Annotated in this window: 25 protein-coding genes; 11 read left to right on the forward strand and 14 right to left on the reverse strand. The window is 70.7% G+C overall.

Translation table 11 applies throughout. From position 1 onward, the window contains the following. Positions 1-33 precede the first annotated feature (33 nt). The gene (locus FBY40_RS06915) at positions 34-336 is read left to right on the forward strand and encodes a hypothetical protein (RefSeq protein ID WP_141937498.1); all 303 of its coding nucleotides are present in this window, start codon (positions 34-36) and stop codon (positions 334-336) included. After that, positions 333-464 (forward strand): hypothetical protein, encoded by a 132-nt coding sequence (locus FBY40_RS17660; protein WP_268815533.1) that lies wholly within the window; start codon positions 333-335, stop codon positions 462-464. Before FBY40_RS06915 ends, FBY40_RS17660 begins: the two co-directional genes overlap by 4 nt. A 25-nt stretch (positions 465-489) precedes the next feature. On the opposite strand, the gene FBY40_RS06920 is transcribed toward FBY40_RS17660, so the two are convergent. From FBY40_RS06920 to FBY40_RS06940, 5 genes are all read right to left on the reverse strand, one after another. Beyond that, the gene (locus FBY40_RS06920) at positions 490-1,224 is read right to left on the reverse strand and encodes an amino acid ABC transporter ATP-binding protein (protein ID WP_141937500.1); all 735 of its coding nucleotides are present in this window, start codon (positions 1,222-1,224) and stop codon (positions 490-492) included. After that, positions 1,221-2,072 carry an amino acid ABC transporter permease gene (locus tag FBY40_RS06925; RefSeq protein WP_235014655.1) on the reverse strand — a complete coding sequence of 284 codons (852 nt, stop codon included), beginning with the start codon at positions 2,070-2,072 and terminating at the stop codon, positions 1,221-1,223. Before FBY40_RS06925 ends, FBY40_RS06920 begins: the two co-directional genes overlap by 4 nt. Positions 2,073-2,106: 34 nt before the next feature. Next, a complete protein-coding gene (locus FBY40_RS06930; protein ID WP_141937502.1) occupies positions 2,107-2,979 on the reverse strand; it encodes an ABC transporter substrate-binding protein in 873 nt (290 codons plus the stop codon). A 293-nt stretch (positions 2,980-3,272) separates the two neighbouring features. Beyond that, positions 3,273-3,824 (reverse strand): hypothetical protein, encoded by a 552-nt coding sequence (locus FBY40_RS06935; RefSeq protein ID WP_141937504.1) that lies wholly within the window; start codon positions 3,822-3,824, stop codon positions 3,273-3,275. A 39-nt stretch (positions 3,825-3,863) separates the two neighbouring features. Beyond that, positions 3,864-4,661, reverse strand: a complete 798-nt coding sequence (locus FBY40_RS06940; RefSeq protein ID WP_141937506.1) for a transglutaminase-like domain-containing protein — start codon at positions 4,659-4,661, stop codon at positions 3,864-3,866. Between the two features lie 64 nt (positions 4,662-4,725). On the opposite strand from FBY40_RS06940, the gene FBY40_RS06945 reads away from it, so the two are divergent. Then, positions 4,726-5,487, forward strand: coding sequence for an enoyl-CoA hydratase/isomerase family protein (locus FBY40_RS06945; protein WP_141937508.1), 762 nt, complete (start codon positions 4,726-4,728; stop codon positions 5,485-5,487). 30 nt (positions 5,488-5,517) lie between these two features. On the opposite strand, the gene FBY40_RS06950 is transcribed toward FBY40_RS06945, so the two are convergent. Further along, the gene (locus FBY40_RS06950; RefSeq protein ID WP_141937510.1) at positions 5,518-6,225 is read right to left on the reverse strand and encodes an IclR family transcriptional regulator; all 708 of its coding nucleotides are present in this window, start codon (positions 6,223-6,225) and stop codon (positions 5,518-5,520) included. Positions 6,226-6,386: 161 nt separating this feature from the next. Here FBY40_RS06950 and FBY40_RS06955 point away from each other — a divergent pair, with 161 nt between their 5' ends. From FBY40_RS06955 to FBY40_RS06970, 4 genes are all read left to right on the forward strand, one after another. Then, positions 6,387-8,318 carry an FAD-dependent monooxygenase gene (locus FBY40_RS06955; RefSeq protein ID WP_141937512.1) on the forward strand — a complete coding sequence of 644 codons (1,932 nt, stop codon included), beginning with the start codon at positions 6,387-6,389 and terminating at the stop codon, positions 8,316-8,318. 117 nt (positions 8,319-8,435) lie between these two features. Continuing rightward, positions 8,436-9,908: an NAD-dependent succinate-semialdehyde dehydrogenase gene (locus FBY40_RS06960; RefSeq protein ID WP_141937514.1), complete on the forward strand. Its 1,473-nt coding sequence runs from the start codon at positions 8,436-8,438 to the stop codon at positions 9,906-9,908. Positions 9,909-9,977: 69 nt separating this feature from the next. Continuing rightward, the gene (locus FBY40_RS06965) at positions 9,978-10,904 is read left to right on the forward strand and encodes a S1C family serine protease (protein WP_141937516.1); all 927 of its coding nucleotides are present in this window, start codon (positions 9,978-9,980) and stop codon (positions 10,902-10,904) included. A gap of 65 nt (positions 10,905-10,969) precedes the next feature. Then, positions 10,970-12,043 (forward strand): winged helix DNA-binding domain-containing protein, encoded by a 1,074-nt coding sequence (locus FBY40_RS06970; RefSeq protein WP_141937518.1) that lies wholly within the window; start codon positions 10,970-10,972, stop codon positions 12,041-12,043. Positions 12,044-12,055: 12 nt separating this feature from the next. On the opposite strand, the gene FBY40_RS06975 is transcribed toward FBY40_RS06970, so the two are convergent. Further along, a complete protein-coding gene (locus FBY40_RS06975; RefSeq protein ID WP_141937520.1) occupies positions 12,056-13,519 on the reverse strand; it encodes an XRE family transcriptional regulator in 1,464 nt (487 codons plus the stop codon). A gap of 116 nt (positions 13,520-13,635) precedes the next feature. On the opposite strand from FBY40_RS06975, the gene FBY40_RS06980 reads away from it, so the two are divergent. Then, positions 13,636-15,513 (forward strand): phosphoenolpyruvate carboxykinase (GTP), encoded by a 1,878-nt coding sequence (locus FBY40_RS06980; protein WP_141937522.1) that lies wholly within the window; start codon positions 13,636-13,638, stop codon positions 15,511-15,513. 7 nt (positions 15,514-15,520) lie between these two features. Here FBY40_RS06980 and FBY40_RS06985 read toward each other — a convergent pair whose 3' ends face one another. Beyond that, the gene (locus FBY40_RS06985) at positions 15,521-17,467 is read right to left on the reverse strand and encodes an ABC transporter ATP-binding protein (protein ID WP_141937524.1); all 1,947 of its coding nucleotides are present in this window, start codon (positions 17,465-17,467) and stop codon (positions 15,521-15,523) included. A gap of 372 nt (positions 17,468-17,839) precedes the next feature. On the opposite strand from FBY40_RS06985, the gene FBY40_RS06990 reads away from it, so the two are divergent. Genes FBY40_RS06990 through FBY40_RS07000 form a run of 3 tightly spaced genes read left to right on the forward strand, consistent with a single transcriptional unit; the run spans position 17,840 to position 20,480 of the window. Continuing rightward, entirely contained in the window at positions 17,840-18,781 is a 942-nt protein-coding gene (locus FBY40_RS06990; RefSeq protein WP_141937526.1) for an ABC transporter ATP-binding protein, read from the forward strand. Continuing rightward, positions 18,778-19,656, forward strand: a complete 879-nt coding sequence (locus tag FBY40_RS06995; protein WP_235014658.1) for an ABC transporter permease — start codon at positions 18,778-18,780, stop codon at positions 19,654-19,656. The genes FBY40_RS06990 and FBY40_RS06995 overlap by 4 nt, the downstream gene beginning before the upstream one ends. Next, positions 19,653-20,480 carry an ABC transporter permease gene (locus tag FBY40_RS07000; protein WP_141937528.1) on the forward strand — a complete coding sequence of 276 codons (828 nt, stop codon included), beginning with the start codon at positions 19,653-19,655 and terminating at the stop codon, positions 20,478-20,480. The genes FBY40_RS06995 and FBY40_RS07000 overlap by 4 nt, the downstream gene beginning before the upstream one ends. Before the next feature lie 9 nt (positions 20,481-20,489). Here the strand turns inward: FBY40_RS07000 and FBY40_RS07005 are convergent, their stop codons facing one another. The 6 genes from FBY40_RS07005 to ribD form a co-directional block, all read right to left on the reverse strand. Beyond that, positions 20,490-21,977 carry an MFS transporter gene (locus FBY40_RS07005; RefSeq protein WP_141937530.1) on the reverse strand — a complete coding sequence of 496 codons (1,488 nt, stop codon included), beginning with the start codon at positions 21,975-21,977 and terminating at the stop codon, positions 20,490-20,492. Positions 21,978-21,981: 4 nt separating this feature from the next. Next, on the reverse strand, positions 21,982-22,332 hold the full coding sequence (locus tag FBY40_RS07010) for a Fe-S protein (protein ID WP_141937531.1): 351 nt from the start codon (positions 22,330-22,332) through the stop codon (positions 21,982-21,984). A 104-nt stretch (positions 22,333-22,436) separates the two neighbouring features. Beyond that, positions 22,437-22,913, reverse strand: coding sequence for a 6,7-dimethyl-8-ribityllumazine synthase (gene ribH / locus FBY40_RS07015; RefSeq protein WP_141937533.1), 477 nt, complete (start codon positions 22,911-22,913; stop codon positions 22,437-22,439). Continuing rightward, entirely contained in the window at positions 22,910-24,184 is a 1,275-nt protein-coding gene (ribA, locus tag FBY40_RS07020; protein ID WP_141937535.1) for a GTP cyclohydrolase II, read from the reverse strand. Before ribA ends, ribH begins: the two co-directional genes overlap by 4 nt. Next, on the reverse strand, positions 24,181-24,825 hold the full coding sequence (locus FBY40_RS07025; protein WP_141937537.1) for a riboflavin synthase: 645 nt from the start codon (positions 24,823-24,825) through the stop codon (positions 24,181-24,183). Before FBY40_RS07025 ends, ribA begins: the two co-directional genes overlap by 4 nt. Next, entirely contained in the window at positions 24,825-25,871 is a 1,047-nt protein-coding gene (gene ribD, locus FBY40_RS07030; protein WP_141937539.1) for a bifunctional diaminohydroxyphosphoribosylaminopyrimidine deaminase/5-amino-6-(5-phosphoribosylamino)uracil reductase RibD, read from the reverse strand. Before ribD ends, FBY40_RS07025 begins: the two co-directional genes overlap by 1 nt. Between the last annotated feature and the right edge of the window lie 55 nt (positions 25,872-25,926).

Consider the following 25,926-nt stretch of genomic DNA (forward strand, 5'->3'; position numbering starts at 1 on the left):
CCCCGGCCTGTGGAGCCGGATTAGCGTAGGGGGATGGATGACACCGCGCGCCGCGCGATCGACCGGGCGCTCATGCCCCTCGTCGTGTCGACGGCGGCGTGGGGAGTGGTCGATGCGCACTGGCTTCCCGGTCCGGAGGGCACGCCGGTGGTGTGGCTGCGGACGCGTACCGAGATCGAGCGCGTCGCCCTCGAGGCCCAGCCGTGGGTGGAGGCGCAGGTCCGGGTGATCCTCACGAGACTGAGCGTGGACTATCCGCTCGTCGCCCGCACGCGCTTCGAGATCACGTCGCTCGAGCGGCAGGGGAACCTCTTCGGCGACGGGCTGCCCGCGTGACCGCCGACCTTCCCCGCTGCCCGACCTGCGGCGACCCGCTGCGGTACGAGATCCTCGACGACGAGCGCTTCCTCGTGGCGTGGTCCTGTGTGAACTGCGGCGTCGTCCGCACCACGGAACCGGTCTGACACGCGCGCAGCGCGCCAGGGCTCATCAGGTCGTGAAGCGCGACAGGAACCGTCGCGTCCGCTCCTCGCGGGGCGCGACGAGGACCTCGTCCGGCGGCCCTTCCTCGACCACCCGTCCCTCGTCGAGGAACAGCACCCGGTGAGCGACATCGCGGGCGAACGCCATCTCGTGGGTCGCCATGAGGATGGTCGCCCCCTCCTCGGCCAGTGACTTGACCAGCTCGAGGACCTCTCCGACCAGCTCCGGGTCGAGCGCCGAGGTGATCTCGTCGAGGAAGAGCACCTCGGGGTCGGTCACGACGGCGCGCACGATCGCCGCGCGCTGCTGCTGACCGCCCGACAGCCGGTCGGGATGCTCGCGCGCCTTGTCGGCCAACCCGATGCGCTCGAGAAGGGCCATCGCCTTCGCTTCGGCGTCGCGCCGCGGCATCCGGTGCACTTTCCGCGCGGCGAGCGTGACGTTGTCGATCACCGACAGGTGGGGGAAGAGGTTGTAATGCTGGAAGACCGCGCCGAACCGCGCGCGCACACTGTTCCCGTCGACGCGGGGGTCGGAGATGTCGTCGCCGCCCAGCCGGATGACGCCGTCGTCGATCGTCTCGAGGAGGTTCAGGCAGCGCAGCAGCGTCGACTTGCCCGACCCGCTTGCTCCGATGACGGCGACGACCTCGTGCGCCGAGAGGTCGAGCGCCACGCCGCGCAGGACCGAGCGGTCTCCGAACGATTTCCAGATGCCGTCTGCGTGCAGGAGCGCCGTCACAGGATCGATCCCATCTGCTCGCGCCGCTGCAGCCGCGCCGTCCACCAGTCCGCGAGGCGGATGGTGGGGATCGCCAGCAACACGAACAGCACGGCCGCGACGATGTACGGGGTGAAGTTGTACGCCAGCGATGTCTCGATCTGCGCGGCCCGAACCGCATCGACGGCACCGATGACCGAGACGAGCCCCACGTCCTTCTGCATCGCGACGAAGTCGTTCATGAGCGGGGGCGTCATCTTGCGCAGCGCCTGCGGCATCACCACGAGGCGAAGCGACTGGGCATAGCCCAGGCCCATCGCCCGCGCGGCCAGCCGCTGCGAGGGGTGCACGGCCTCGATGCCCGCGCGGATCACCTCGCTCACGTACGCCGAGTAGGTGATGGTGATCGCCGCGGTCCCGAGGATGACCGGGGGGATGCGCTCGTTCACGAGCCCCGGGATGCCGAAGCCCACGAGGTAGAGCACGATGATCAGCGGGATGCCGCGGAAGACGTCGGTGTAGCCGGCCGCGAGCGCCCGGAGGGGGAAGAACACCGCGCCGCGCAGGGTGCGAAGGAGCGCGATGACGGTCGCGCCGATCGCGACGGTGATCACCGAGAGTCCCAGCACCTGAAGGTTGAGCAGGAACCCCTCCCACACGCGGGGGAGTGAGGCGATGGCGGTCTCGGGGTTGAAGAACGATCGCTGGACCGACTCCCACCCGGGGGTGTTGACCACGGTGAGCCAGACCGCCACCGCGAAGACGACGGTGGAGATGACGGCGATCAGCACCGATCGGGTCGACTGGCGCGCGCGATAGGCGCGACGCTCCAGCTCGAGCGCGCTCGGCTGATGGATGTCGGCGCTCACCCTTCGACGCTAGCCGACCGCTTCGGGCCGGGCTTCACTCCAGCAGCGTGACGCCGGCACCCTCGCCCAGCCACTCCTGGGTGATGGCTTCGAGCGTGCCGTTCTCGCGCAGTGCGTCGACGGCGGCGGTGACGCGCTCGGTCAGCGGCGAGTCCTTCGCCAGCACCAGGCCCCACTCGTCGGGGATGCCGGCGGTGGGGAGCTCGCCCACGATGAACGAGTTGTCGATGTAGACGCCAGTGGCGTAGTACGCCGTCGGCGTGTCGAGGACGAGCCCGTCGATCTGCCCGGCCTCGAGGGCGGCCTTAGCGTCTTCGTTGGTGTTGTAGAGCTGCGCGGGGGTGTCGGGCTGGACGACCTCTTCGATCGTCTGCGCACTGGTCGACCCGACCATGGCGCCCAGCAGCAGACCCTTGGTGTCGGCGAGCGAGGTGACGCCTTCGGCGGCCTCGTTGCCCTCGATCGCGACGATCGCCTGGCTTGCGGCGTAGTACGGCGAGGAGAAGTCGACGTTCTCGGCGCGTTCGGGGGTGATGGAGTACTGCTGGATATTGACGTCGAAGTCCTTCGGCCCCGGCGCGATCGCGGCTTCGAACGTGGTGCGGACCCACTCGACATCCTCGGGGGCGAAGCCCAGCTCCTCCGCGACGGCGTAGGCGACTGCCGCCTCGAAACCCTCGCCCGAGGCCGGATCGTCATCGATGACGTACGGGTAGTACGCCGGCTCGCCCGTGGCGATCGTGAGTTTGCCGGGGGTGATGTACCCCTCGTCGGCCGGAGCCGACGACGCGTCGGAGCCGGCGTCGGTGTCGGTGTCGCCCGAGCCGGTGGCGCAGCCGGTGAGGGCGAGGGCGGCGACGGCGATGCCGGCCAGGGCCAGGTGCAGGCGGGAACGGGTTCGGGACATGGCTGCCTCCAGGTACGGGAAGGCGCAGCCCGCGTGCTGTCGCGGAGGCGCGCCCCTCCATCATCCAGCGAAAGAGCGGATGCTGCGCCGCCGCGCGTCGCTTTGTTACACGCTCTTCACGCACGGCCCGGTCGTTCCGGGGTGCGCACCCGCACGGGGGCTGGGGCGTCCCGGATTCCGCGCTCGCGCGGAGATCCTTCGTCGCGCGGATGCTGCGGGGTGATCCGGTCCGCAGGAGTGCGGATCTCCGCGCGGGCGCGACAGCGCAGCGACCCGAGGCTAAAAAGGGCGGGTCAGAGCTCGTCGAGCATGCGGCGCTGTTCCTCGGTCAGGCCGTCGCGGAGCTCCTTCCGCCCCTGCGCGGTGGCGCGGGTGTCGCCCACCGCGGGGCGCGGGCCCGTGGCATCCGCTGCCGCCGCCCTCGTGCCGGTGGCGCGGTCGTAGAGGGCGCCGGCGTGCGCCTCGACGCGGTCGTCGATGACGTCGTAGATCGCCCAGCCGATCATGAGCAGCACGGGAGGGAGGATCCACCCCCAGAACCATCCCCCGATCGACACGCCGCTCAGGAGCACGGTGGCGATCCACACGAGGAAGGCGATCGCGAAGGCGACGAAGAACTCCGCGACCTTCTCGCCCACCCGGGTCCGCCGGTCGGCGGAGCGCGCCGCCATCCCGCCGAACCACCGGGAGAGCAGGGGCTTGATCCAGATCACGATCGCGGTGAGCACGATGCCTGCCCACAGGGCCGCCCACCCGACGCGCGCGGGGGTGAGGAAGCCGATCATCAGCAGCACCGCGATGTTGAACACCAGCAGTGAGACGAGCCGCACGACCCAGGTCTTCATGGCTCCAGCGTGCCACGCCCGGTGCGCGGGGGCCACGGGTCAGCGCAGCGGCACGAGCTCGGTCAGGTCGTCGTCGGGCAGCACGTCGGCCACGGCGGTCACCGTCATGGTGTCGAGCGCGACGGCTCCGGAGATCGTGGTGAGGAAGGCGGTGTCGGCGGCGTCTCGGCCCGTGGCGATGCGCACGAGCGTGCTGCGAGGCGCGAGGGTCGTCGCGTCGACGACGTACCAGGCGCCGTCGATGTGCGCCTCGGCGACGGCGTGGAAGTCCATCGGATGAAGCCCCGGGGCGTACACCGAGACGAGCCGGGCCGGAACGTTCCGGGCCCGCAGCAGAGCGACGGTGAGGTGGGCGAAGTCGCGGCAGACGCCTTGGCGGGCGAGGAGCGTGCGCATCGCGCCGTCGGTCGGCAGGCTCGATCCGCTGACGTAGGCCAGACGTGTGCCGACCCAGGACGACACCGATGCGAGCAGCTCGGCCGGGTCGCTGATCCCGGCGAACTCGGCGGCCGCGGTGGGGAAGAGGGCGTCCGACTCGGCGTAGCGGCTCGGCCGCCGATAGCGCACGAGCTCCGCCTCGCTCGCGGTGGCGGGCTCGGCCCGGCCGGCGATCGTCGCCGAGTAGTCGAGCAGGAGGGCACCGGGACGCGTGACGACCCGGTGCAGGCGCGTGCCGTGCTCGTCTTCGAGCTCCGCCGCCTCGACCGGCTCGCCGTCGACGGTGACGCTCAGCTGCTCGCGCTCGCACGGCACGCCGGCGGCGACGGCGACGGAGAACACCAGCTCCGACGGTTCGGTGACCTCGAGCTCCAGGTTCGCGCCCACATCCCGCTTCATGCGTCCACTCTCGCGGGCGCGGGCGGCGCCCACAACCGCGCGGACGGTGTGGTACGGATGAGGGGTGATCACCCTCACCCTCGACGACGGCGTTGCGGAGATCGTCCTCGACGCTCCCGAACGACGAAACGCGCTCACCCTCGACGATCTGGCGGACCTGGATGCCGCCTACCGACGCGCCGCGGAGGCGGGCGCCCGCGCGCTCGTGCTGCGGGGCGAAGGCCGCGTGTTCTGCGCCGGCCGCGACATCTCCGGAGTCGACCCCGAGACCGACGACGTCACCGGCTACCTCGGGGCCGTCGAACGGCTGATGCGCCGCATGGCGGGGCATCCCGCCCCCACGTTCGCTGCCGTGCACGGCGCCGCGCTCGGGGTCGGGCTCGGCCTCGCGATCGCCACCGACGTCGTGTACGTCGGCGAGACGGCCAAGATCGGCTCGCCGTTCGCCCAGCTCGGGGCTCTGCTGGACTCCGGCGGTCACGCGCTGCTGTTCGATCGGCTCGGCGCTCATCGCGCGCTCGACCTCATCTACACGGGCGACCTGCTCAGCGGTGCCGAGGCCGTCGCGGCGGGACTGTTCAGTCGCGCCGTTCCCGACGCCGACCTGCTGTCGTTCACACGTGAGAAGGCCCGGACCGCGGCATCCGGTCCGACCCAGGCGTTCCTCGCGTCCAGGCGCCTCATCGGGTCGCTTCGCGATGAGCGACTGTGGGCGGTGGTCGCCGCGGAGACGGCCGGTCAGGAGGCGCTGCGCGCCACCGCCGACTACCGCGAGGGCTTCGCTGCGTTCCAGCAGAAGCGGCGACCCACCTTCCGCGGCGCCTGACCTGCCCCCGCCCGCCCCCGGGCGAGAGCCTCAGCCGCCGAGCGCGTTGCGGATCGCCTCGGCGGAGCGGACCAGGCGCGCCGCGATGACCGAGGACTCCGTTCCGCCGGCGACGTGAACGACAGCGATCGTCGCGGGCGGTCGGGACCGCAGCGTCAGCGGCACCGCGACGGCATGCACGCTCGGCAGCACCTCGTCGTGGCTCGTGGCGAAGCCGCGCGCGGCCGCCTCCCGTACCTCGGCGGCCACCGCGGCGGAAACGTTCGGCCAGGCACGCTCGGGGAGTTGCGCGAGAATCGCCTTGCCCGGCGCGCCGACGACGACCGGATGCCGCGTGCCCGGCCGCTGCGCCACGGCGGCGACGGAGTGGCGGGGCTCGACGCTGACGAGCGTGACGCACTCCTCATGGTCGAGGACGGCGAGGAAGCACGTCATCCCGAGGTCATTGGCCACTCCCGTGAGCTCGGGCAGAGCCTCGGCCTGCAGGTCGTGGGCGACACCGGCGGCGAGGGCCGCCATCCGCGCGCCCAGCGTCAGTCGTCCGGTGCGCTCCCGCACGACGAGTCCGTGCTGCTCGAGCGTGCGCACGAGGCGGTAGGCGACCGATCGATGCACCTCGAGGCGTTCGGCGACCTCGTCGATGGTGAGGGGCTCTCGGGCATCGGCGAGCGTTTCGAGGACCCGGATGCCACGACTGAGCGTCTGCGAGGCGGGCACGCTCGATGCAGCATCCGTCACGACTGCTCTCCTTCCGGGGCCGGTCCTTGCCGCATCCTCGCGTCGTCGTATACGATCCGTTCAATAGTAGAACGGCGTGTTCGAATATAGAACGTAACGTCTTCTTTCATCAGCGCACCGCCGCGCCGCGCCGCCCCGGACATCGGCGTCAAGGAGAATCCATGCAGTTCCACCACCACGGCTACGTCTCGGGCGATCCCCGCGTGCAGCCCGCCGCCGGCACCGGGATCGACCGGCCTGACGATCTCCCCGATGTCGTCGACGTGCTCATCGTCGGCTCGGGCCCTGCGGGCATGCTCCTGGCCGCGCAGATGTCGCAGTTCCCGACCCTCACCACGCGGCTCATCGAGCGGCGCGGCGGGCGTCTCCCGCTCGGTCAGGCCGACGGCATCCAGCCGCGGAGCGTCGAGACCTTCCAGGCCTTCGGGTTCGCCGAGCGCATCATCGCCGAGGCCTACAACATCGGCTGGATGAACTTCTGGGGCCCCGACCCCGCCGATCCGTCGCGGATCACCCGGACCGCGCGCACCGAGGACTACGGCTACAAGATCAGCGAGTTCCCGCACCTCATCGTCAACCAGGCGCGGGTGCTCGACTACTTCGCCGAGGCCGCGGCGCTCGGCCCGGCCCGCATCGCGCCCGACTACGGCGTGGAGTTCCTCGGCCTCACCGTTCACGACCCCGGCGCCGATCCCGACCACCCCGTCGAGGTGCGTGTTCGTCATGTCGCCGGCTCCCGTGCGGGGGAGGAGCGCGCGATCCGCGCCCGGTACGTCGTCGGCTGCGACGGTGCGCGCAGCCGCGTCCGCGAGGCGATCGGACGCACCCACGTCGGCAGCACCGCTCAGCACGCCTGGGGGGTGATGGATGTACTCGTCGATACCGACTTCCCCGACTGGCGCATCAAATGCGCGATCTCGGCGGAGGCGGGCAACATCCTCCACATTCCGCGCGAGGGCGGCTACCTCAGTCGCATGTACATCGACCTCGGAGAGGTCGCCGCCGATGACAACCACCGCGTCCGCGAGACGCCGGTCGAGGAGATCATCCGCCGCGCAAACGCGATCCTCCACCCGTACACGATCGAGGTGAAGCAGGTCGCGTGGCACAGCGTCTACGAGGTCGGTCACCGGGTCACCGACGGATTCGACGACGTCGCGGCGGGCGAGGCCCGAGACCCGCGCGTCTTCCTCACCGGCGACGCCTGCCACACCCACAGCGCGAAGGCCGGCCAGGGGATGAACGTCTCCATGCAGGACGGGTTCAACCTGGGCTGGAAGCTCGGCCACGTGCTCACCGGCCTCGCCCCGGCATCCCTCCTCCGGACGTACGACGCCGAGCGCAAGCCGGTAGCCCAGCAGCTCATCGACTTCGACCGGGAGTGGTCGTCGCTCATGGCTCGCAAACCCGCCGAGATCTCCGACCCACAGGAGCTCGCGACCTACTATCTGGGCACCGCCGAGTTCCCCTCGGGGTTCATGACCCGCTACGCGCCGTCTGCGATCGTGGCGGACGGCGCGCACCAGCCGCTGGCGGAGGGCTTCCCCGTGGGCATGCGCTTCAAGAGCTCCGAGGTGGTCAAGGTGGTCGACGGCAACGCCGTCCACCTCGGTCACCACGCCACGGCCGACGGGCGCTGGCGCATCTACGCCTTCGCTGATCGCCCGGCCGCGGGCGAGCCCTCGGCACTCGCCGAGTGGGCGGAGCGGGTCGACGCTCCCGGCGGTCCCGTCCGCCGGCTGACGCCCGACGGCGCCGACCTCGACGCCGTCTTCGACGTGAAGGTGATCTACCAGCAGAAGTTCGAAGACGTCGAGCTCGCCGCGGTGCCCGGGATCTTCCGGCCGCGCTCCGGCCCTCTCGGCCTCGTCGACGGCGAGAAGGTGTTCGCCGCGGCACCGAGCGCCTGGACGCGCACCGACATCTTCGACGAGCGTGGCCTCTCGCGCGATGGCGTCGTCGTGGTGGTGCGTCCCGACCAGTACGTCGCCGCCGTCCTGCCCCTCCACGCCGCCGCTGAGCTCGACGCCTTCCTCTCGGGCGCCTTCCTCCCGCAGCGCGAGGTCGCCGCGGCAGGTGTCACGGCACGCTGAGGCTTCCGCCCACCCCCACGCACACCGCGGCTGCGCCGACTGTACGCCGTGTATATCGGAGTGCGCGCCGACGGGCGGGCACAATGACCACGACCGCCCCCGATCCCGAGGAGTCCCATGACCGCCGACCGTGAAGCCGCCCTGCTCGCCGAGGTCCCCGAGGGGCTGTTCATCGGAGGGACCTGGCGGGAAGCCTCGGAGGGTCGGACGCTGCGCGTCTTCGATCCCGCCACCGGCGAAGCGGTCAAGACCATCGCCGACGCCTCGGTCGACGACGGCAAGGCCGCACTGGATGCCGCTGTCGCGGCGTTCCCGGAGTGGTCGCGCACCCCGGCGCGCGAGCGCGCCGAGCTGCTGCGTCGCACCTTCGACCTCGTGCAGGAGCGCAAGGAGGACCTGGCGCTTCTGATGACGATCGAGATGGGCAAGCCCCTCGCCGAGGCGCGCGGAGAGGTCGTCTACGGCGGGGAGTTCATCCGCTGGTTCAGCGAGGAGGCCGCGCACGTGCAGGGTCGCTACGGCGCGAACCCCGAGGGTACCGGGCGCATGATCGTCTCGCAGCACCCGGTAGGCCCCTGCTACCTCATCACCCCGTGGAACTTCCCCCTCGCGATGGCCACCCGCAAGATCGCCCCGGCGCTCGCCGCCGGCTGCACCGTGGTCATCAAGCCCGCCGAGCTCACGCCGCTGACGACACTGTTCTTCGTCAAGCTGCTCGAGGAGGCGGGGCTTCCGGCGGGTGTCGTGAACGTCCTCACCACGTCGAGCTCGGGGAAGGTCTCCGAGCCGATCATCCGAGACCCGCGCCTGCGCAAGCTCTCCTTCACCGGGTCGACGCCGGTGGGGCAGCGGCTGCTCGAACAGGCCGCGGAGGGCGTGCTCCGCACCTCGATGGAGCTCGGCGGCAATGCGCCCTTCGTCGTCTTCGACGATGCCGACCTCGACAAGGCGGTCGACGGCGCGATGGCGGCGAAGTTCCGCAACATCGGCCAGGCGTGCACCGCGGCGAACCGGTTCATCGTCCACCGCTCCGTCGCCGACGAGTTCGCCCGTCGCGTCACCGCGCGCGTGCAGGGCTTCCGCATCGGTCGCGGCACGGAAGAGGGCGTCACCATCGGCCCGCTCATCGATGACCGCGCGGTGGCCAAGGCCACAGCCCTCGTCGACGACGCCGTGAGCCGCGGTGCAGAGCTGCGCACCGGCGGCAAGGCCGTCGACGGTCCCGGCACGTTCTACGAGCCGACGGTGGTCTCTGATGTGCGGCCGGGAAGCGACATCCTCCGCGAGGAGATCTTCGGTCCGGTGCTCGCCATCATCCCGTTCGACGACGAGGACGATGCCGTCCGCATCGCCAACGACACCGAGTACGGCCTGGTCTCGTACGTCTACACCGAGAACCTCGCCCGCGGGCAGCGCATGATCGAGCGGCTCGAGACCGGCATGATGGGCCTGAACATGGGGGTCGTCTCCAACGCCGCGGCCCCGTTCGGCGGGTGGAAGTTCTCCGGCCTCGGCCGCGAGGGCGGCGCGGAGGGCATCCACGAGTACCTGCAGACGAAGTACACCCTCACCCCGAACCCGTTCGCCTGAGCGAGGAGGCGCGGTCAGCCCTGGGCGAACGACCGCGCCGGGTCATCCGTGGCGGCGCACACTGATCGCATGTCAGACGATGCCGCCCTCGACGCGTACTCCAGCGCCGTCATCCGGGTCGCCGAGGCGACCCTCCCGTCGGTCGCGGCGGTGGAGGTCCGCTCGCGCCGCGGCGCCGGCGCGGGCAGCGCCTCGGTGATCTCCGACGAGGGACTGCTCCTGACCAGCGCGCACGTGGTCGACGGGGCCGCGTCGGTGTCGGCGACCTTCGCCGATGGCACCGCGGTCGCCGCGGACATCCTCGGCAGCGACCCGCTGTCGGATCTCGCCGTGCTCCGGGCCCGGGGTGAGACCCCGCCGGCGCTTCCCCTCGGCGACGCCGCCGGGCTGCGGGTCGGTCAGCTGGTGGTCGCGCTCGGCAATCCGCGCGGACTCGCCGGCAGCGTGTCGGCGGGTATCGTCTCGGCCCTCGGCCGGTCGCTGCCGACCCGGTCCGGGCGCGTCATCGACGAGGTGATCCAGACCGATGCAGCATTGAACCCCGGCTCCAGCGGGGGCGTCCTCGCCGACAGCGCGGGGCGCATCGTGGGTGTCAACACCGCCGTCGCGGGCGTCGGGTTGGGCCTTGCGGTGCCGATCAACGCCACGACGCGCGAGATCATCGACGCGCTGGCGCGCTCAGGCCGATTCCGTCGCGCCTGGCTGGGGATCGCGGGCGCCCAGGTGACCCTCCCCGCCGACGTGGCGGCGCGGGCCGGAGCGACATCGGGGATGCAGGTCGCCGACGTCGTGGCGGGGAGCCCCGCGGCCCGCGCCGGCGCGCGCCGCGGCGACATCGTCCTCTCCCTCGACGGCAGTGCCGTGCGAAGCTCCACCCAACTGCAGCGCGCGATGGTCGAGGCGGCCATCGGTCGTCGCATGGAGCTGACGCTGTGGCGGAGCGGCGCGCTCGTCGACATCGTGGTCGAGCCGGAGGAACTCACCCCCGCATCGTGATCTCGGCGGACTGGGCGCACCCCCGACGCGCGGCGGGCGTCGGCGATCGGGGAGAGGATGTCCCCATGAGACGACCGCATGCCGGATCGGGGAGCGTCCTCACTCGACGACTGCGCTCGCATCGGCTCAGCGCGCCCGCCCCGACGCTCGAGGGCGCGGCCGACCACATGCTCGCGGTGCAGGCGCAGGACTTCGTCGGCGGACGATGGGCGCTCGCCGCCCGCACGCGTGGTGCTCCGTCGCTCTCCGACGTCGATGCGCTCTTCGACGGCGGCCGGCTGGTGCGCTCGTGGACGATGCGGGGGACGCTGCACATCGTCCCCGCAGCGGACCTCCCCTGGATCCTGGAGGCGACCCGGGCGCGGCAGGAGCGCCGTGCCGCCCCTGTGCTCCGGCGCGAGGGGGTCGACGGCGCCGTGCTGGTGCACGCCGAGCGGGCCGCGCGCCGATCGCTCGCGGCCGGCGAGCGGATGACCCGCGCCGACCTCTTCGCCGCGTGGGATGCCGCCGGCATCCCGACCACGGGGCAGCGCGGCTATCACCTTCTCTCCGCGCTCGCCGTGGCGGGTGTGCTGTGCCTGGGGCCGGTGCAACAGCGGCCGAGCCGTGCGGTGCGCGAGCAGACCGTCATCCTCGTCGATGACCTGAGGACGGATGCCGCGGCACCGGCCGATCCTCTCGTCGAGCTGATCGTCGGCTACATCCGCGGCCACGGGCCGGCTTCCGCGCGCGATGCGGCGTGGTGGTCGGGGCTGCCGCTCACGGCCGTCCGCTCGGCGCTCGCCGATGCCGGCGATCGCATCACCGTCTGGCGCGAGGGCGTCGAGCCGCTCTACATCGACTCCGCCGCTGCGCCCCGTGCGACGGCGCATCGCGACGCGCTGGCGCTCCCGCCCTTCGACGAGTACTACCTATCGTACGACGACCGCTCGGCCGCGTGCGCGCCGGAGCATCTCGACCGGGTCGGACCGTCGAAGAACGGGATGGTCCGCGCCGTGCTGATCGCCGACGGTCGGGTGGCGGGCACCTGGACGCCGGCCAGAGGGGCCGCCGGCATCGACCTGTTCGACGACGACAGCCTCTCCGTCGCGGACGCGCGCGCGGCGGTCGCTCGATTCAGCGCGTTCCGCGCGGGGTGAGCCGAAGGCGGACTACTCCGCCGGGGAGTGCCGCTCGAGGAAGGCGTACACCTCGGTGTCGTCGACTCCCGGGAACGCGCCGCGGGGGAGAGGGGAGAACATGTGCTGGTGCACCCGCGCGCTCGGCCAGGCCTTGCCGCTCCAGCGCGAGGCGACGTCAGCGGGCGGACGACGGCAGCACGATTCGTCGGGGCAGGTGGATGTCGCCCGCGTGGCCGTCTCGCGACCGCGGAACCATTTGGCGTCGTCGAAGGGCACGCCGACCGTGATGGAGAACTCCCCGTCTCTGGTCACGCCCGTCTGTGTCGAACACCAGAAGGTGCCCGCCGGGGTATCGGTGTACTGGTAATGCTCCGTGGTGCGGTTCTGCTCTTCGAACGCCGAGCGCGCCGACCACTGCCGGCACACGATCTGCCCTTCGACCGACCCCGTGACATCCATCGGCACTGGAAGGTCGTCGTTCTCGTACACGCGGGAGATCCCGCCGTTGCCGTCGACCCGCAGGAAGTGCAGTGGGATGCCGAGATGGTGGGTGAGGAGATTCGTCAGGCGCATCGCCGCGGCTTCGTGGGTCACCCCGAACGCGTCGCGGAAGTCTTCGACGGCGAGGTTCCGGTCCTTCTTCGCCTGCTGGAGGAAGGACACCGCGGCGGTTTCGGGCATGAGGCAGCACGCGGCGTAGTAGTTGATCTCCAGACGCTGCTGGAGGAAGTCGGCGTAGTCGGTGGGCCGCTCGTGCCCCAGCAGGCGGTGCGCCATCGCCTGCAGGGCCATGGAGCGCAGGCCGTGCCCGCCGGGGATCGAAGCGGGAGGCAGGTAGATGCGGCCGTGCTCGAGGTCGGTGACCGAGCGCGCCGAGTGCGGCAGATCGTTGACGTAGATCAGCTCGAAGCCGAGCTGCTCGGCCATGATGCTCACGGTGCGGTGGGTGAGGGCGCCGGAGACGTGGCCGGCCGCCTTCAGCTGCTTCTCGGCGAGGCGTTCGATGTCGGGGAGGTAGTTGTGGGCGTCGCGCATCCGCACCCGCAGCTCGGTGTTGGCGCGGCGGGCTTCCTCCGGCGTCGCGATCGCCTCGCGCTCGCGACGTTGCAGCTCGCGATGCAGGGCCAGGATCGATTCGAGCGTCTCATCGGTCATCGACTTCGTGACCTTGATGGGGGCGACCCCCAGCTGGCGGAAGACGGGACTCGTCTGCGCCCGCGCGAGCTCGATCTCCAGCGCCGCGCGGCGATTGGGCGGCTCGGTGGAGAGGAGGTCGGTGACCTCGACCCCGGTGGCCCCGGCGATCGCCTGCAGCAGCGACAGCTTCGGCTCCCGCTTGCCGTTTTCGATGAGGCTGAGCTGGCTGCCGGCGACGCCGACCTGCTCTCCGAGCTCGTCGAGCGTGAAACCGCGGGAGAGCCGGTGGTGTCGGATCCGGTGACCCAGCGTCGTGAGGTGCAGCGGTGTCGTCGAGGCCGCGGTGGGAAGCGCCATGATTTGAGGATAGCGAAAGAATCATGTTTTTTGCGCGGGAGTCGGCCTTAAACACGGTGTCACAAGCCGGGATAGTAGGGGAACACCAGGTTTCATGCCGAGCTGAGGGAGCTTCCATGGCTATCGCCGACATCTTCTCGCGCACCGCGTCTGCGCCGATCGACGCCGGTGACTCCCGTGCATACGGCGCCCGCCCGACGATCATCGGCGACGGGATGGCGGAGCTGGAGGCGTGGGTGGAAGAGATCGCCACGCTGACCCAGCCCGACCGCATCCACTGGGTCGACGGCTCGCGCGGCGAGAACGATGCGCTGCTGCGTCAGATGGTCGACGAGGGGAAGCTGATCAAGCTCAACCCCGAGTGGCGTCCGGGTTCCTACCTCGCCCGCTCGCACCCGAGCGACGTCGCCCGCACCGAGGCGCGCACCTTCATCGCCTCCGAGGTCGAAGAAGACGCCGGGCCCACCAACAACTGGGCCCCTCCCGCCGAGATCCGTGCGACGATCACGCCCCTGTTCGAAGGATCGATGCGCGGTCGCACGATGTACGTCGTACCCTTCTCGATGGGGCCGGTCGGCGGTCCGCTGTCGCACATCGGCGTGCAGGTGACCGACAGCGCTTACGCCGTGGCATCCATCGGGATCATGACCCGCGTGGGCACGCAGGTGCTCCGGGAGATCGCCGCCGGGAAGCCCTGGGTGAAGACCGTGCACTCGGTCGGTGCTCCTCTGCGCCCCGGCGAGCCCGACGTGGCGTGGCCGTGCAACGACGAGAAGTACATCGTGCACTTCCCCGACACCCTCGAGGTCTGGTCGTTCGGCTCGGGGTACGGCGGCAACGCGATCCTGGCGAAGAAGTGCTTCGCGCTGCGGATCGCCTCGGTGATCGGCCGGGACGAGGGCTGGCTCGCCGAGCACATGCTGCTCATCCGCGTCATCGACCCGGCCGGTCGGGCCTACCACGTCGCCGCGGCGTTCCCCTCGGCCTGCGGCAAGACGAACCTGGCCATGCTGCGTCCCACCATCCCCGGATGGCGCGTGGAGACCCTCGGCGACGACATCGCCTGGCTCCGTCCGGGCGAGGACGGACGCCTCTGGGCGATCAACCCCGAGGCGGGATTCTTCGGGGTGGCGCCCGGCACCGGCGAATCGACCAATGTGACCGCGGTCGAGACCCTGTGGGGCAACACCATCTTCACCAATGTCGCGCTCCGCCCCGACGGCGACGTCTGGTGGGAGGGTCTGACCGACACCCCGCCCGCCGAGCTCACCGACTGGGAGGGCAACCCGTGGACGCCCGAGAGCGGCCGACCCGCCGCCCACCCGAACTCGCGCTTCACCGTCGGTGCGGCCCAGTGCCCCCAGATCGCCGAGGACTGGGACGCCCCGCAGGGAGTGCCGCTGGATGCGATCCTCTTCGGCGGCCGACGGGCGACGAACGTCCCGCTCGTCGTCGAGGCCACCGACTGGACCCATGGCGTGTTCATGGGCGCGACGATCTCGTCGGAGCGCACCGCCGCCGCCGAGGGCACCGTCGGCGAGCTCCGCCGCGACCCGTTCGCGATGCTGCCGTTCTGCGGGTACAACATGGCCGACTATTTCGGGCACTGGCTGAAGGTCGGTCAGAAGCTCCGCTTCGACCGGGCTCCCCGCATCTTCCAGGTCAACTGGTTCCGGAAGGGCCCCGACGGACGCTTCCTGTGGCCCGGCTTCGGCGACAACGCCCGCGTCATCGACTGGATCATCCGCCGTATCGAAGGCGAGGTCCCCGCCGTCGACAGCCCGGTCGGGCGTCTGCCGCGCACCGAAGACCTCGACGTCGACGGCATCGACGTCTCGGCCGACGACCTCGAGCGTCTCTTCGCCATCGACCCGCAGTCGTGGCTCCAGGAGGCCGACCTCACCGACGAGTTCTTCCGCACTTTCGAGGGACGTATTCCCGCGGCGCTGTACGCCGAGCTCGCGGCGCTGCGCTACCGGCTCCAGCGGGCCTGACGCCGCGTCACACCAGGAGCTGGTGGCGGGCGAGGTCGCGGTACAGCGGCGTCGTCTCCACCAGCTCCCCGTGTGTGCCCTGGCCGACCACGCGGCCGTGGTCGAGCACGACGATGAGGTCGCTGTCGACGACGGTCGACAGCCGGTGGGCGATGACGATCAGCGTGCGTCCGGCCGCCACGGCGTCGATCGCGTCGCGCATCCGCTGCTCGTTCAGGCCGTCGAGCGAGGAGGTCGATTCGTCCAGCAGCAGGATCGGCGGTGCGGCCAGCAGGGCGCGGGCGATCGCCAGCCTCTGACGCTCGCCTCCCGAGAGCATCACGCCGTTCTCGCCGACCGGGGCCTCCAGGCCCAGGGGGCTGCGCTCGAGCACGTCACCGAGGTTGACCGCGCGGAGGACCCGCTCGCATTCTGCGTCCGAGGCCTCCGGCGCAGCCAGCCGCAGGTTCTCGGCGATCGTGCCGGCGAGGGTCGGGGCATCCTGCTCGACGTAGCCGAGCTGTGAGCGCAGTGCCGCCCGGTCGATCGTGCGGACATCCGCGCCGTCGAGGAGGATCGCGCCGCCGGTGGGATCGTAGAACCGCTCGATGAGCGCGAGGGTCGTGCTCTTGCCGGCGCCCGACGGGCCCACGAGGGCCACGCGCGCCCCGCGCGGGACCCGGAACGAGACGCCGCGCAGCACCTCGCCGTCGGGCGTCGCCTCCTGCGAAGGCGGTGATGCCCCCGCATCCGACTCATCGTCGTGGCGCACCACGTCGATCGTCGTGGTGTCGACGTGGGCCGATTCGAGCAGCGCCTTGGCCTCCTTCTCGGCCGTGCGCCGCGCGGCGATGACGTTCTCGGGGTACGAGAACCGCACGTCGACGAACTCGATGGCGGCCGGTTCGGCCCCATCGACCGCCGGGGTGGCGGCCACGCCCGCGGCCGTGCGGGCGTCCTCGGCGTCCTCGGTCGGGAGATCGAGCACCTCCTGGATGCGACCGAGGGCACCGAGCGCCTGGTTCACCGACGTGATCGCGCCGAAGAACGTGCCGAGCGGCCCGATGAGGAGGAAGAGGAAAATGACGAAGGTCACCAGGCTCGCGATCTCGATCGCTCCGGATGCGACGCGGAAGCCCCCGAACCCGAGGACGACCAGCAGCGAGACCTGCAGGGCGATGCCGGCGACAGGGACGACGAGCGCCGACACCTTCGCGATGCGGACCCCGACGTGGTAGACGTCGGTGGCCATCGCGCTGATCGCCGCGGTCTCGCGCTCGGTCGCGCCGGCGGCGCGGACGGTGCGGATCGACCCGATGGCGCGCTCCACACCCGACGCGAGCTCGCCCACCTTCTCCTGCTGCACCTGGGTGGCCCTGCGGATCCTGCCGCTGAGAAGGACCACGCCCACCACCGACACACCCAGGACCAGCACGATCGCCCCGAGCAGCACCGGATCGATGATGGCCATGCCGATGATGGCGCCGACGAAGATGAGCGAGTTGCCCACGGCGTCGGCGAGGCCCTGGGTGAGGACGGCGTAGAGGAGGGTGGTGTCGGTGCCGACGCGCGAGACCAGATCGCCGGTGCGGCGGGAGTCGAACTCGCTGATCGGCAGGTGGAGGATGCGCGAGATGAGCTTCCGGCGGCTGGAGTACACCACCGCGGTTCCGGTGCGCTGCAGCAGGTAATGCTGGTATCCGCCGATCAGCGACGCGGCGACGACGAGGGCGACGATGCCCCACACCAGCAGGCCGAGGGTCTCGCCCGCCTGCACCCGCTCGATCACCTGGCCGACGAGCACGGGCTGGCCGAGCGTGGCGACGGCGCCGATGATGCTGAGGACCGCCACCACCACGAGAACGCCCTTGTGCTCGAGGAGGAACGGGATCAGCTGCTTCAGGCTGGCGCGGGGGCCGTCCTGGTCGGCGCCACGACGGCCGCGGCGACGGGACGGGCGGGTGGTGTCAGACATGGGGATGCTCCGGGGGCTCAGGCTCAGCTACGACCGTACTTCGTGTGAGCTGCCGGTTCGCTCACTTCCAGCCCTCCGGCGGTCGCGACGCCGTGTTCCCCCTCGCCCCTGCCCCCTCGCCCCCTGCCCCCTCGCCCCCTCCCCCCTACGCTCTGCTCCCGCCCCTCCGCCAGCCCTCCTCCCTCCGACCGCCCTTCTCCCCTTCGTTCGTCATAGATGTACGCCGGGGAGCGTCCGCGGCGTACATCTGCGACGGATGAACGGTGATGGGTGATGGAGGGTGCAGGGAGGAGATGAGAGGGAGGGACGGATGCCGCGGAGCGGCCGGTCGCCGGCGACCGCCGTGTCGGGGGGCGCGGGTAGGGTGGTGCGGTGCCTGAGCCCGTGATCCGCGCCGAGAACCTCGTGAAGACGTATGCGTCGAAGGGGAAGCCCGATTTCGTCGCCGTCGACGGGCTGTCGTTCGAGGTCGCCCCGGGGGAATCGTTCGGGCTGCTCGGCCCGAACGGGGCCGGCAAGTCGACGACGATGAAGATGGTCGGCGCGGTCTCGACCCGCACCCGCGGCGAGCTGAGCATCCTGGGGCTCGACCCCGATCGCTTCGGCCCCGAGATCCGCTCCCGCCTCGGTGTCGTCCCCCAGCAGGACAACCTCGACGGTGAGCTGAACGCCCGCGAGAACCTCTACATCTACGGTCGCTACTTCGGCCTGCCGGGCAAGGTCTGCCACGAGAAGGCCGATGAGCTGCTGGCCTTCGCCCAGCTCGAAGACAAGGCCAAGAGCAAGGTCGAGCAGCTCTCGGGCGGCATGAAGCGGCGCCTCACGATCGCGCGCGGGCTCATCAACGACCCCCGGATCCTCCTCCTGGACGAGCCGACCACGGGCCTGGACCCGCAGGCCCGTCACGTGCTGTGGGACCGGCTGTTCCGTCTCAAGGAGCGCGGTACGACGCTCGTCCTCACCACGCACTACATGGACGAGGCCGAGCAGCTGTGCGACCGGCTCATCGTGGTCGACAAGGGGCGCATCATGGCCGAGGGGACGCCGGCCTCGCTCATCCGCGAGCACTCCAGCCGCGAAGTCCTCGAGGTGCGCTTCGGGTCCGATCGCAACGAGCAGGTCGCCCCGCAGCTGCAGGGTCTCGGCGACAGCGTCGAGGTCCTGCCCGACCGCATCCTCATCTACACCGACAACGGTGAACGTGCGCTCGAACGCGTCACCCAGCTCGGGTTCGAGCCGATCACCTCGCTGGTGCGCCGCTCCAGCCTCGAAGACGTCTTCCTCCGCCTGACCGGAAGGTCGCTGATCGAATGAGCGCGGATCCGATGAGCGGTCCGGCGACCGCGAAGATCGAGCAGCCGAGCCTGGATGAGCTGCGCGACGAGGCGATGGCGTGGGGGCGCAAACCGCGCGCGTACGGGTCGTGGTACGTCACCGAGCACATGGTGCGCGCGATGCGCGCCTACGGCTGGACGATCGTCGTCGGCGCGCTCGGGCAGCCGGTCGTGTACCTGCTGGGCCTCGGTCTCGGGCTCGCAGCGCTGATAGACCAGGATGTCGTCGACGGTGGTGTGTCGGTCCCGTACGTCGTCTTCGTCGCCCCCGCTCTGCTCATGACCGCCACGATCGCCGTGGCGAGCGAGGAGTTCACCTATCCGGTGATGGCCGGCTTCAAGTGGCGACGCTACTTCTACGGGTTCAACGCCTCGGCGCTGTCGTCGCCGCAGATCGCGCACGGCGTCATCCTCGGCGCCACGGCTCGCATGATCGTGGTCGCCGCGGCCTACTATCTGTTCCTCGTCCTCTTCCAAGCGATTCCGAACCCCGAGACCGGGTGGATCTCGATCTTCATCTCGATTCTCGCGGGGCTGGCGTTCGGCGTCCCGATCATGGCCTACGCCGGACGCGTCGAAGAGGACAAAGGGCAGTTCGCCCTCGTGCAGCGGTTCATCTTCATGCCGATGTTCCTCTTCTCGGGCACCTTCTACCCGCTGTCGGAACTCGGGGCTCTGCAGGTGATCGGCTGGATCTCCCCGCTCTGGCACGCCACCGAGCTCGGGCGCCTGGTCACGTACGGCCGACCCGAGAGCCTGCTCATGATCAGCGTCCACGTCCTCTATCTCCTCGCGCTCACCGTCGGCGCCGCGTTCCTCGCGCGCCGGATCTTCGTGCGGAGGCTCGCGAAATGACCGCCACCGTCGTCGCCCCCCAGACCCGCGCCGGCGGAGTCCGCGCCCTCTGGGCCGGCAATCCGCAGGCGGTCGTGCAGCGCGGACTCATCGCGGCCCGCTCGTCGAATTGGATCGTCGTGCTGTCGGGCTTCTTCGAGCCGGTCTTCTATCTGCTGTCGATGGGCGTCGGCCTGGGCGCGCTCATCGGAGATGTCACGACCGCCTCCGGCCTCGAGGTCTCCTACGCCGCATTCATCGCCCCCGCGCTCCTGGCGGTCTCGGCCATGAACGGCGCGGTCTACGACTCCACCTGGAACGTCTTCTTCAAGCTCAACTACGGCAAGCTCTACGAGGGGATGCTGTCGACCTCGCTCGGTCCGCTCGATGTGGCGCTCGGCGAGATCCTGTATGCGCTGCTTCGGGGACTCGTCTACGCCACCGGATTCATGGTGATCATGCAGGTCGTCGGCTTGAACCTGTCCTGGACGGCGATCCTGGCCCTTCCGGCGGTGCTCCTCATCGCCTTCGGCTTCGCCAGCCTCGGGATGGCGATCACGAGCTACATGAAGGCGTTCCAGCACATGGACTGGATCAACTTCGTCATGCTGCCGATGTTCCTCTTCTCCGCGACGTTCTACCCGCTGAGCGTGTACGACGGACAGCCGTGGATCATCGCCATCATCCAGGCGCTCCCGCTCTGGCACGGTGTGGAGCTCATCCGCGGCCTCACCCTCGGCGACCTGAACGCGGGCATGCTCTGGCATGTGCTCTACTTCGCGGTGATGATCACCGTCGGGCTCATCTTCACCACGAAGCGGCTGCGCGCGCTCTTCCTCGACTGACGCCCCGTGTCAGAGCGACCCGGTCGCGCCGACTCCCAGGTCCTCGTCGTAGTCGACGTTCTTCGTCTCGGGCGCGAGCGCGAGGGCGATGAAGGTCAGCACACCCATCGCCGACAGGTAGACGCCGACGAGCCACGGGTTTCCGTCGCCGAGCTGCCACAGCGCCACCGCGATGATCGGAGCGACGGCGGCGCCGAGGATCGACGAGACGTTGTAGGCGATCGCCGACCCCGAGTAGCGCACGTTCGTCGGGAACAGCTCGGGAAGGACGGCCCCCATCGGCCCGAAACTCCACCCCATGAGCATGAACCCGAAGATCAGGAAGGCCTGGGTCAGCGCCCCGGTGAACTTCGGGTCCGCCGAGGGCAGCAGGAAGATCGAGAACGACAGTCCGAACACGATGATGAGCCCGGTGACCCACATGAGCAGCGTCCGCCGTCCGATCGCGTCGGCGATCGGACCTGACAGCAGCGTGAAGATGCCGAAGAAGACCACGCCGATGATCTGCATGATCACGAAGTCGGTGTAGCCGAAACCGAGCCCCGGGTAGAACTGCGCGGCGAACGCGGCCTCGTCGAAGACTCGGCCCGACGACTCCGCCGCGGCCCGGGCGGCGGCGCTCGCGGCCTCGAGGTCGGCGGGCTTCGTGCCGTACGACAGGGTGAACTGCGTCATGAGGTAGAACAGCACGTACGTCGCCAGCATGATGAACGTGCCGAGGATCGCCTGGCGCCAGTGCCGGCGCAGGACCGTGCCGACGGGGAAGCGGCGGATGACGCCCTTCTGCTCGGCCTTGACGAAGGTGCTCGATTCCACCAGCCGCAGGCGCACCCACAGGCCGATGATCACCATCACCGCCGAGAACAGGAACGGCACGCGCCATCCCCACGCCAGGAAGGCGTCCGAGCGCAGCGCGGGGTCCTCGGGGTGAGGGAGGAGGAAGTAGATCGTCAGGAATACCGAGTTGGCGATGATGAAGCCGAGCGGTGCTCCCAGCTGCGGGAACGTGCCGTACCAGGCGCGTTTGCCCGCAGGCGCGTTCTCGGTCGCCACCAGCGCCGCGCCCGACCACTCGCCGCCGAGGGCGAAGCCCTGCGCGAGACGGAGGATCAGCAGCAGCAGCGCCGCCCACAGGCCGATGTCGTTGAAGGTGGGCAGGCACCCGATGAGGAACGTCGCGATGCCCATCGTGAGCAGGGATGCCACGAGCGTGGCCTTGCGACCGAAGCGGTCGCCGAAGTGCCCGAAGATGACCGCGCCGAGCGGGCGGGCGACCATCGCCGCACCGAAGACGCCGAACGAGGCCAGGAGCGACGTGGTGTCGTTGCCGGTGGGGAAGAACAGCAGCGGGAAGACCAGCACCGAGGCGGTGGCGTAGACGTAGAAGTCGTAGAACTCGATCGTCGTGCCGACCAGGCTCGCCGTGATGACGCGGGAGCGCGGATTGGCGGGAGCGGCGGGCGACGATGCGGCGGCGGAGTCGGTCGCCTGTGTCATCGCCTCACCACAGCACGGCGATGGCGGCGTTGGCGAAGGTGAGCACGCCGATCGACCAGAAGAGGGCCGGCGGCGTGGCATCCGTCTTGCGCTGGCGCGCACGCGCGATGCCGAGCACGGCGCCGATGGCGAGGAGGATGACGAGCTTCACGCCGATCTTGGCGTAGTTCAGCTCGATGCCCGCCGGCCAGGGAGCCGCCAGGATCAGGCCTGCCACACCGGCGATGAGCAGCCCCCAGTTCATCAGGGAGGTCGCCTGGCGGCGGCGTGAGACGGCCTCGACGACCCAGGCGCCGAAGATCACGGCGAATCCGACGAGGTGGATGAGCACGACGAGGTGGCGCAGGAATTCCATAGCTCAGAGGGTAGGGTGCGCACCCGCGCCCCGCCAGGAAGGCGCGCCTCAGCCCCTCCCTCTCCCTCCGTCTCCTCTCGCGCCGAGACGGAGAGGGAAGGGGATCAGCCGCGCAGGGCGCGGAGGACGAGCGCGGTGCGCAGGGCAGCGTCGGCTGCCTCGGCTCCCTTGTCCTCCTTCGATCCCTCCAGGCCGGCACGGTCGAGGCCCTGCTGCTCGTCGTCGAGGGTGAGCACGCCGAATCCGACGGGCTTGCCCGTGTCCAGCGCCACCCGCGTGAGTCCGTCGGTCGCGGCGGCCGAGACGTACTCGAAGTGCGGGGTGCCACCGCGGATGATCACCCCGAGGGCGACCACGGCGTCTGCACCGGCCTCGAGCGCCGCTTTCGCGGCGACCGGCAGCTCGAACGAGCCCGGCACGCGCACCAGGCGGTAATCGGCGCCGGAGGCGTCGAGCACGCGCTCGGCGCCGGCGATCAAGCCGTCGCTGATGGCTGCGTGCCAGGTGCCGGCGACGACCACGATCTGCAGGCCGGTCCCGTCGATCTCGTCGACCGCGATCGGTGCTCCCTTGCCGCTCACGCGACCCCCTCCTTCATGTGGGCGATGGCATCGGCCAGATCGCCCTCGTCGATGATGTGTCCCATGCGGTCGCGCTTCGTCGCCAGGTACTGGTGGTTGTTGGGGCCGACGCCGACGAGGAGCGGCACCTGCTCGACGATGTCCAGGCCGAACCCGCGCAGCTGCGCGACCTTGTCGGTGTTGTTGGTCAGCAGCCGTACCTTCTCGATGCCGAGGTCGGCGAGGATGCCCGCGGCGGCGGCGTAGTCGCGGGCATCGGCCGGCAGGCCGAGGGCGAGGTTCGCGTCGACGGTGTCGAGGCCGCGCTCCTGCAGGCTGTACGCGCGGAGCTTGTTGATGAGCCCGATTCCGCGACCCTCGTGGCCGCGCATGTAGATGACCACGCCTCCGTCGCGTTCGATGGCGTCCAGCGCCGCATCCAGCTGCGGACCGCACTCGCACTTCAGCGACCCGAAGGCCTCGCCGGTGAGGCACTCCGAGTGCACCCGCACGAGCGGAGCGGCATCGGTGAGCTCGCCGGAGATGACCGCGAGGTGGTCGGTGCCGGTGACCCGGTCCTTGTAGGCGCGGAAGCGGAACTCGCCGTGCGAGGTCGGCACCTTCGCCTCGGCGCGCAGGCTCACCCGGCGCCGCTGGGCGGCGTGTGCGGACACGTCGACGGGGTCGACCTCGTCGAGATGGGCGATGAGCTGCTCGATGGTGATGAGCGGAATACCGTCGCGGGCGGCGAGATCGATGAGCCCCGGCATCCGCATCATGGATCCGTCCTCGGCGACGACCTCGGCGATCGCGCCGACCGGCGGGAGGCCGGCGAGCTTCATCAGCTCCACGGCGGCCTCGGTGTGCCCGGCGCGCTCGCGCACGCCCCCGTCGACCGCGCGCAGCGGCAGGATGTGCCCGGGGCGGATGACCGAGCTCGGCGTCGACTCGACGTCGGCGAGCACGTTCAGGGTGTGCGCCCGGTCGCTCGCGCTGATGCCGGTGGACACCCGGTCGGCCGCGTCGACGCTCACGGTGTACGCGGTGCCGCGGGCGTCCTCGTTCACCTCGACCATCGGCGGCAGGTCGAGCCGGTCGGCCCAGTCGGCGGGCATCGGCGCGCAGACGAAGCCGCTCGACCAGCGCACCGTCCAGGCGACCCATTCGGGAGTCGCCAGCTGCGCGGACAGGATGATGTCACCCTCGTTCTCGCGGTTCTCATCGTCGACGACGATGACGGGCTTGCCCGCGCGCAGGGCGTCGAGGGCGTCGGAGAGGGGGGAAAGGCTCATCGGGAGCCTCCTTCTTTCGGGACGGCGGGCGCCGTCGGAGGGAATGCGAGCAGGCGCTGCACGTGCCGCGCCAGGATGTCGGTCTCGAGGTTGACGGCGTCGCCGGCCTCACGGGTGCCGAGGGTGGTGGCTTCGAGCGTCTCGGGGATGAGCGACACCTCGAACCACGGCTCGGCCGCCTCGGGTGCGCTCACGGCGCTGACGGTGAGCGAGACCCCGTCCACCGCGATCGAGCCCTTGTCGACGATGAGGGGGGCGAGGTGTGCGGGGAGGGCGATGCGGACGACCCGCCATTCGGCGCCCGGGCGCACCTCGACGACGGTGCCGGTGCCGTCGATGTGACCCTGCACGATGTGGCCGCCGAGGCGTCCGTGAGCGGCGGTCGCGCGCTCGAGGTTCACGGCGCGCCCGGCGGCGACGCCGGCGAGGGTCGACATGTCGAGGGTCTGACGCATCACATCGGCGGTGAACCAGTCCTCTCCGCGGTCGACGACGGTCAGGCACACGCCGCTGACGGCGATCGAGTCGCCGTGGCCGGCGTCCGATACGGCTTTGGGGGCGCGCACCGTCAGTCGCAGCCCGTCGCCGGACGGGGCGACGGCGGTGACGGCGCCGATCTCTTCGATGATTCCGGTGAACATCAGCTGTCCTTCACATTCGCGGGGGAGGGGGCCGTCGCCGGGCGCGCGACAAGCAGGATGTCTTCGCCGAGACGCTCGACGGAAGAGAGGGTGAGGCGGAGGGCATCGCCGATCGTCTCGACGCCGATGTCGTCGAGCGCCAGACGCGGACCGCCGAGCAGGGCGGGTGCGATGTAGGCGAGCACCTCGTCCACCAGTCCCGCGCGTACGAACGCCGAGGCGAGAGTCGGACCGCCCTCGACGAACACGCGCTGCACGCCCTCGCGGCGGAGGTCATCCAGGACCCGGGTGAGGTCGCGGGAGGAGAAGAACAGCGGTTCCCGAGGATGCCGCCGGACGGCCGCGCCGGACGGGGTCTGCCGCGCGCCGATCACCACGGGGCGCGGCTGGTGGGCGAGAAGCGCGCCGTCGGCATCACGCGCCGTCAACGACGGATCGTCAGCGAGCACGGTGCCGGTCCCGACGACGATCGCGTCGGCCATCGCTCGGCGCCGGTGGACGTCCTCGCGCGCGGCCGGGCCGGTGATCCACTGGCTGGTGCCGTCGGATGCCGCGGCGCGGCCGTCGAGGGACTGCGCCCACTTGACCGTGACGTGCGGGCGGCCGAGACGCTGCACGGTCAGCCAGGCGGACAGGAGCGCGCGGCCCTCGTCGCCGAGCACACCGGCCTCGACCTCCACGCCTGCCGCCCGCAGCGTGTCGGCGCCGCCGGCGGAGACGACGCCGGGATCGTCGACCGCGTAGAGGACGCGCGAGATTCCGGCGGCCAGGAGCGCCTGACTGCACGGCCCGGTGCGTCCCGTGTGATTGCACGGCTCGAGGGTCACCACGGCCGTGGCGCCCTCCGCCTCGCCGGGGGCGAGGCGGGACAGCGCATCGACCTCCGCGTGGGGGGTGCCTGCTCCGCGATGCCATCCGTCGGCCAGGATGCGGCCGTCGGGCGCCAGGATGACCGCTCCCACCTGCGGGTTGAACCCCGCGGGGCCGTTCAGCGCCAGCGTGAGAGCGCGGCGCATCGCATCGCGCTCGACGTCTCGCACCGTCATCCGACTTCCCTCGTCATCCCATCGACCCTTACGGGCACCGGGGCACGGGAAGGAC

Origin of the sequence: Microbacterium sp. SLBN-154 (assembly GCF_006715565.1) — a bacterium.
Classification (GTDB): Bacteria; Actinomycetota; Actinomycetes; order Actinomycetales; family Microbacteriaceae; genus Microbacterium.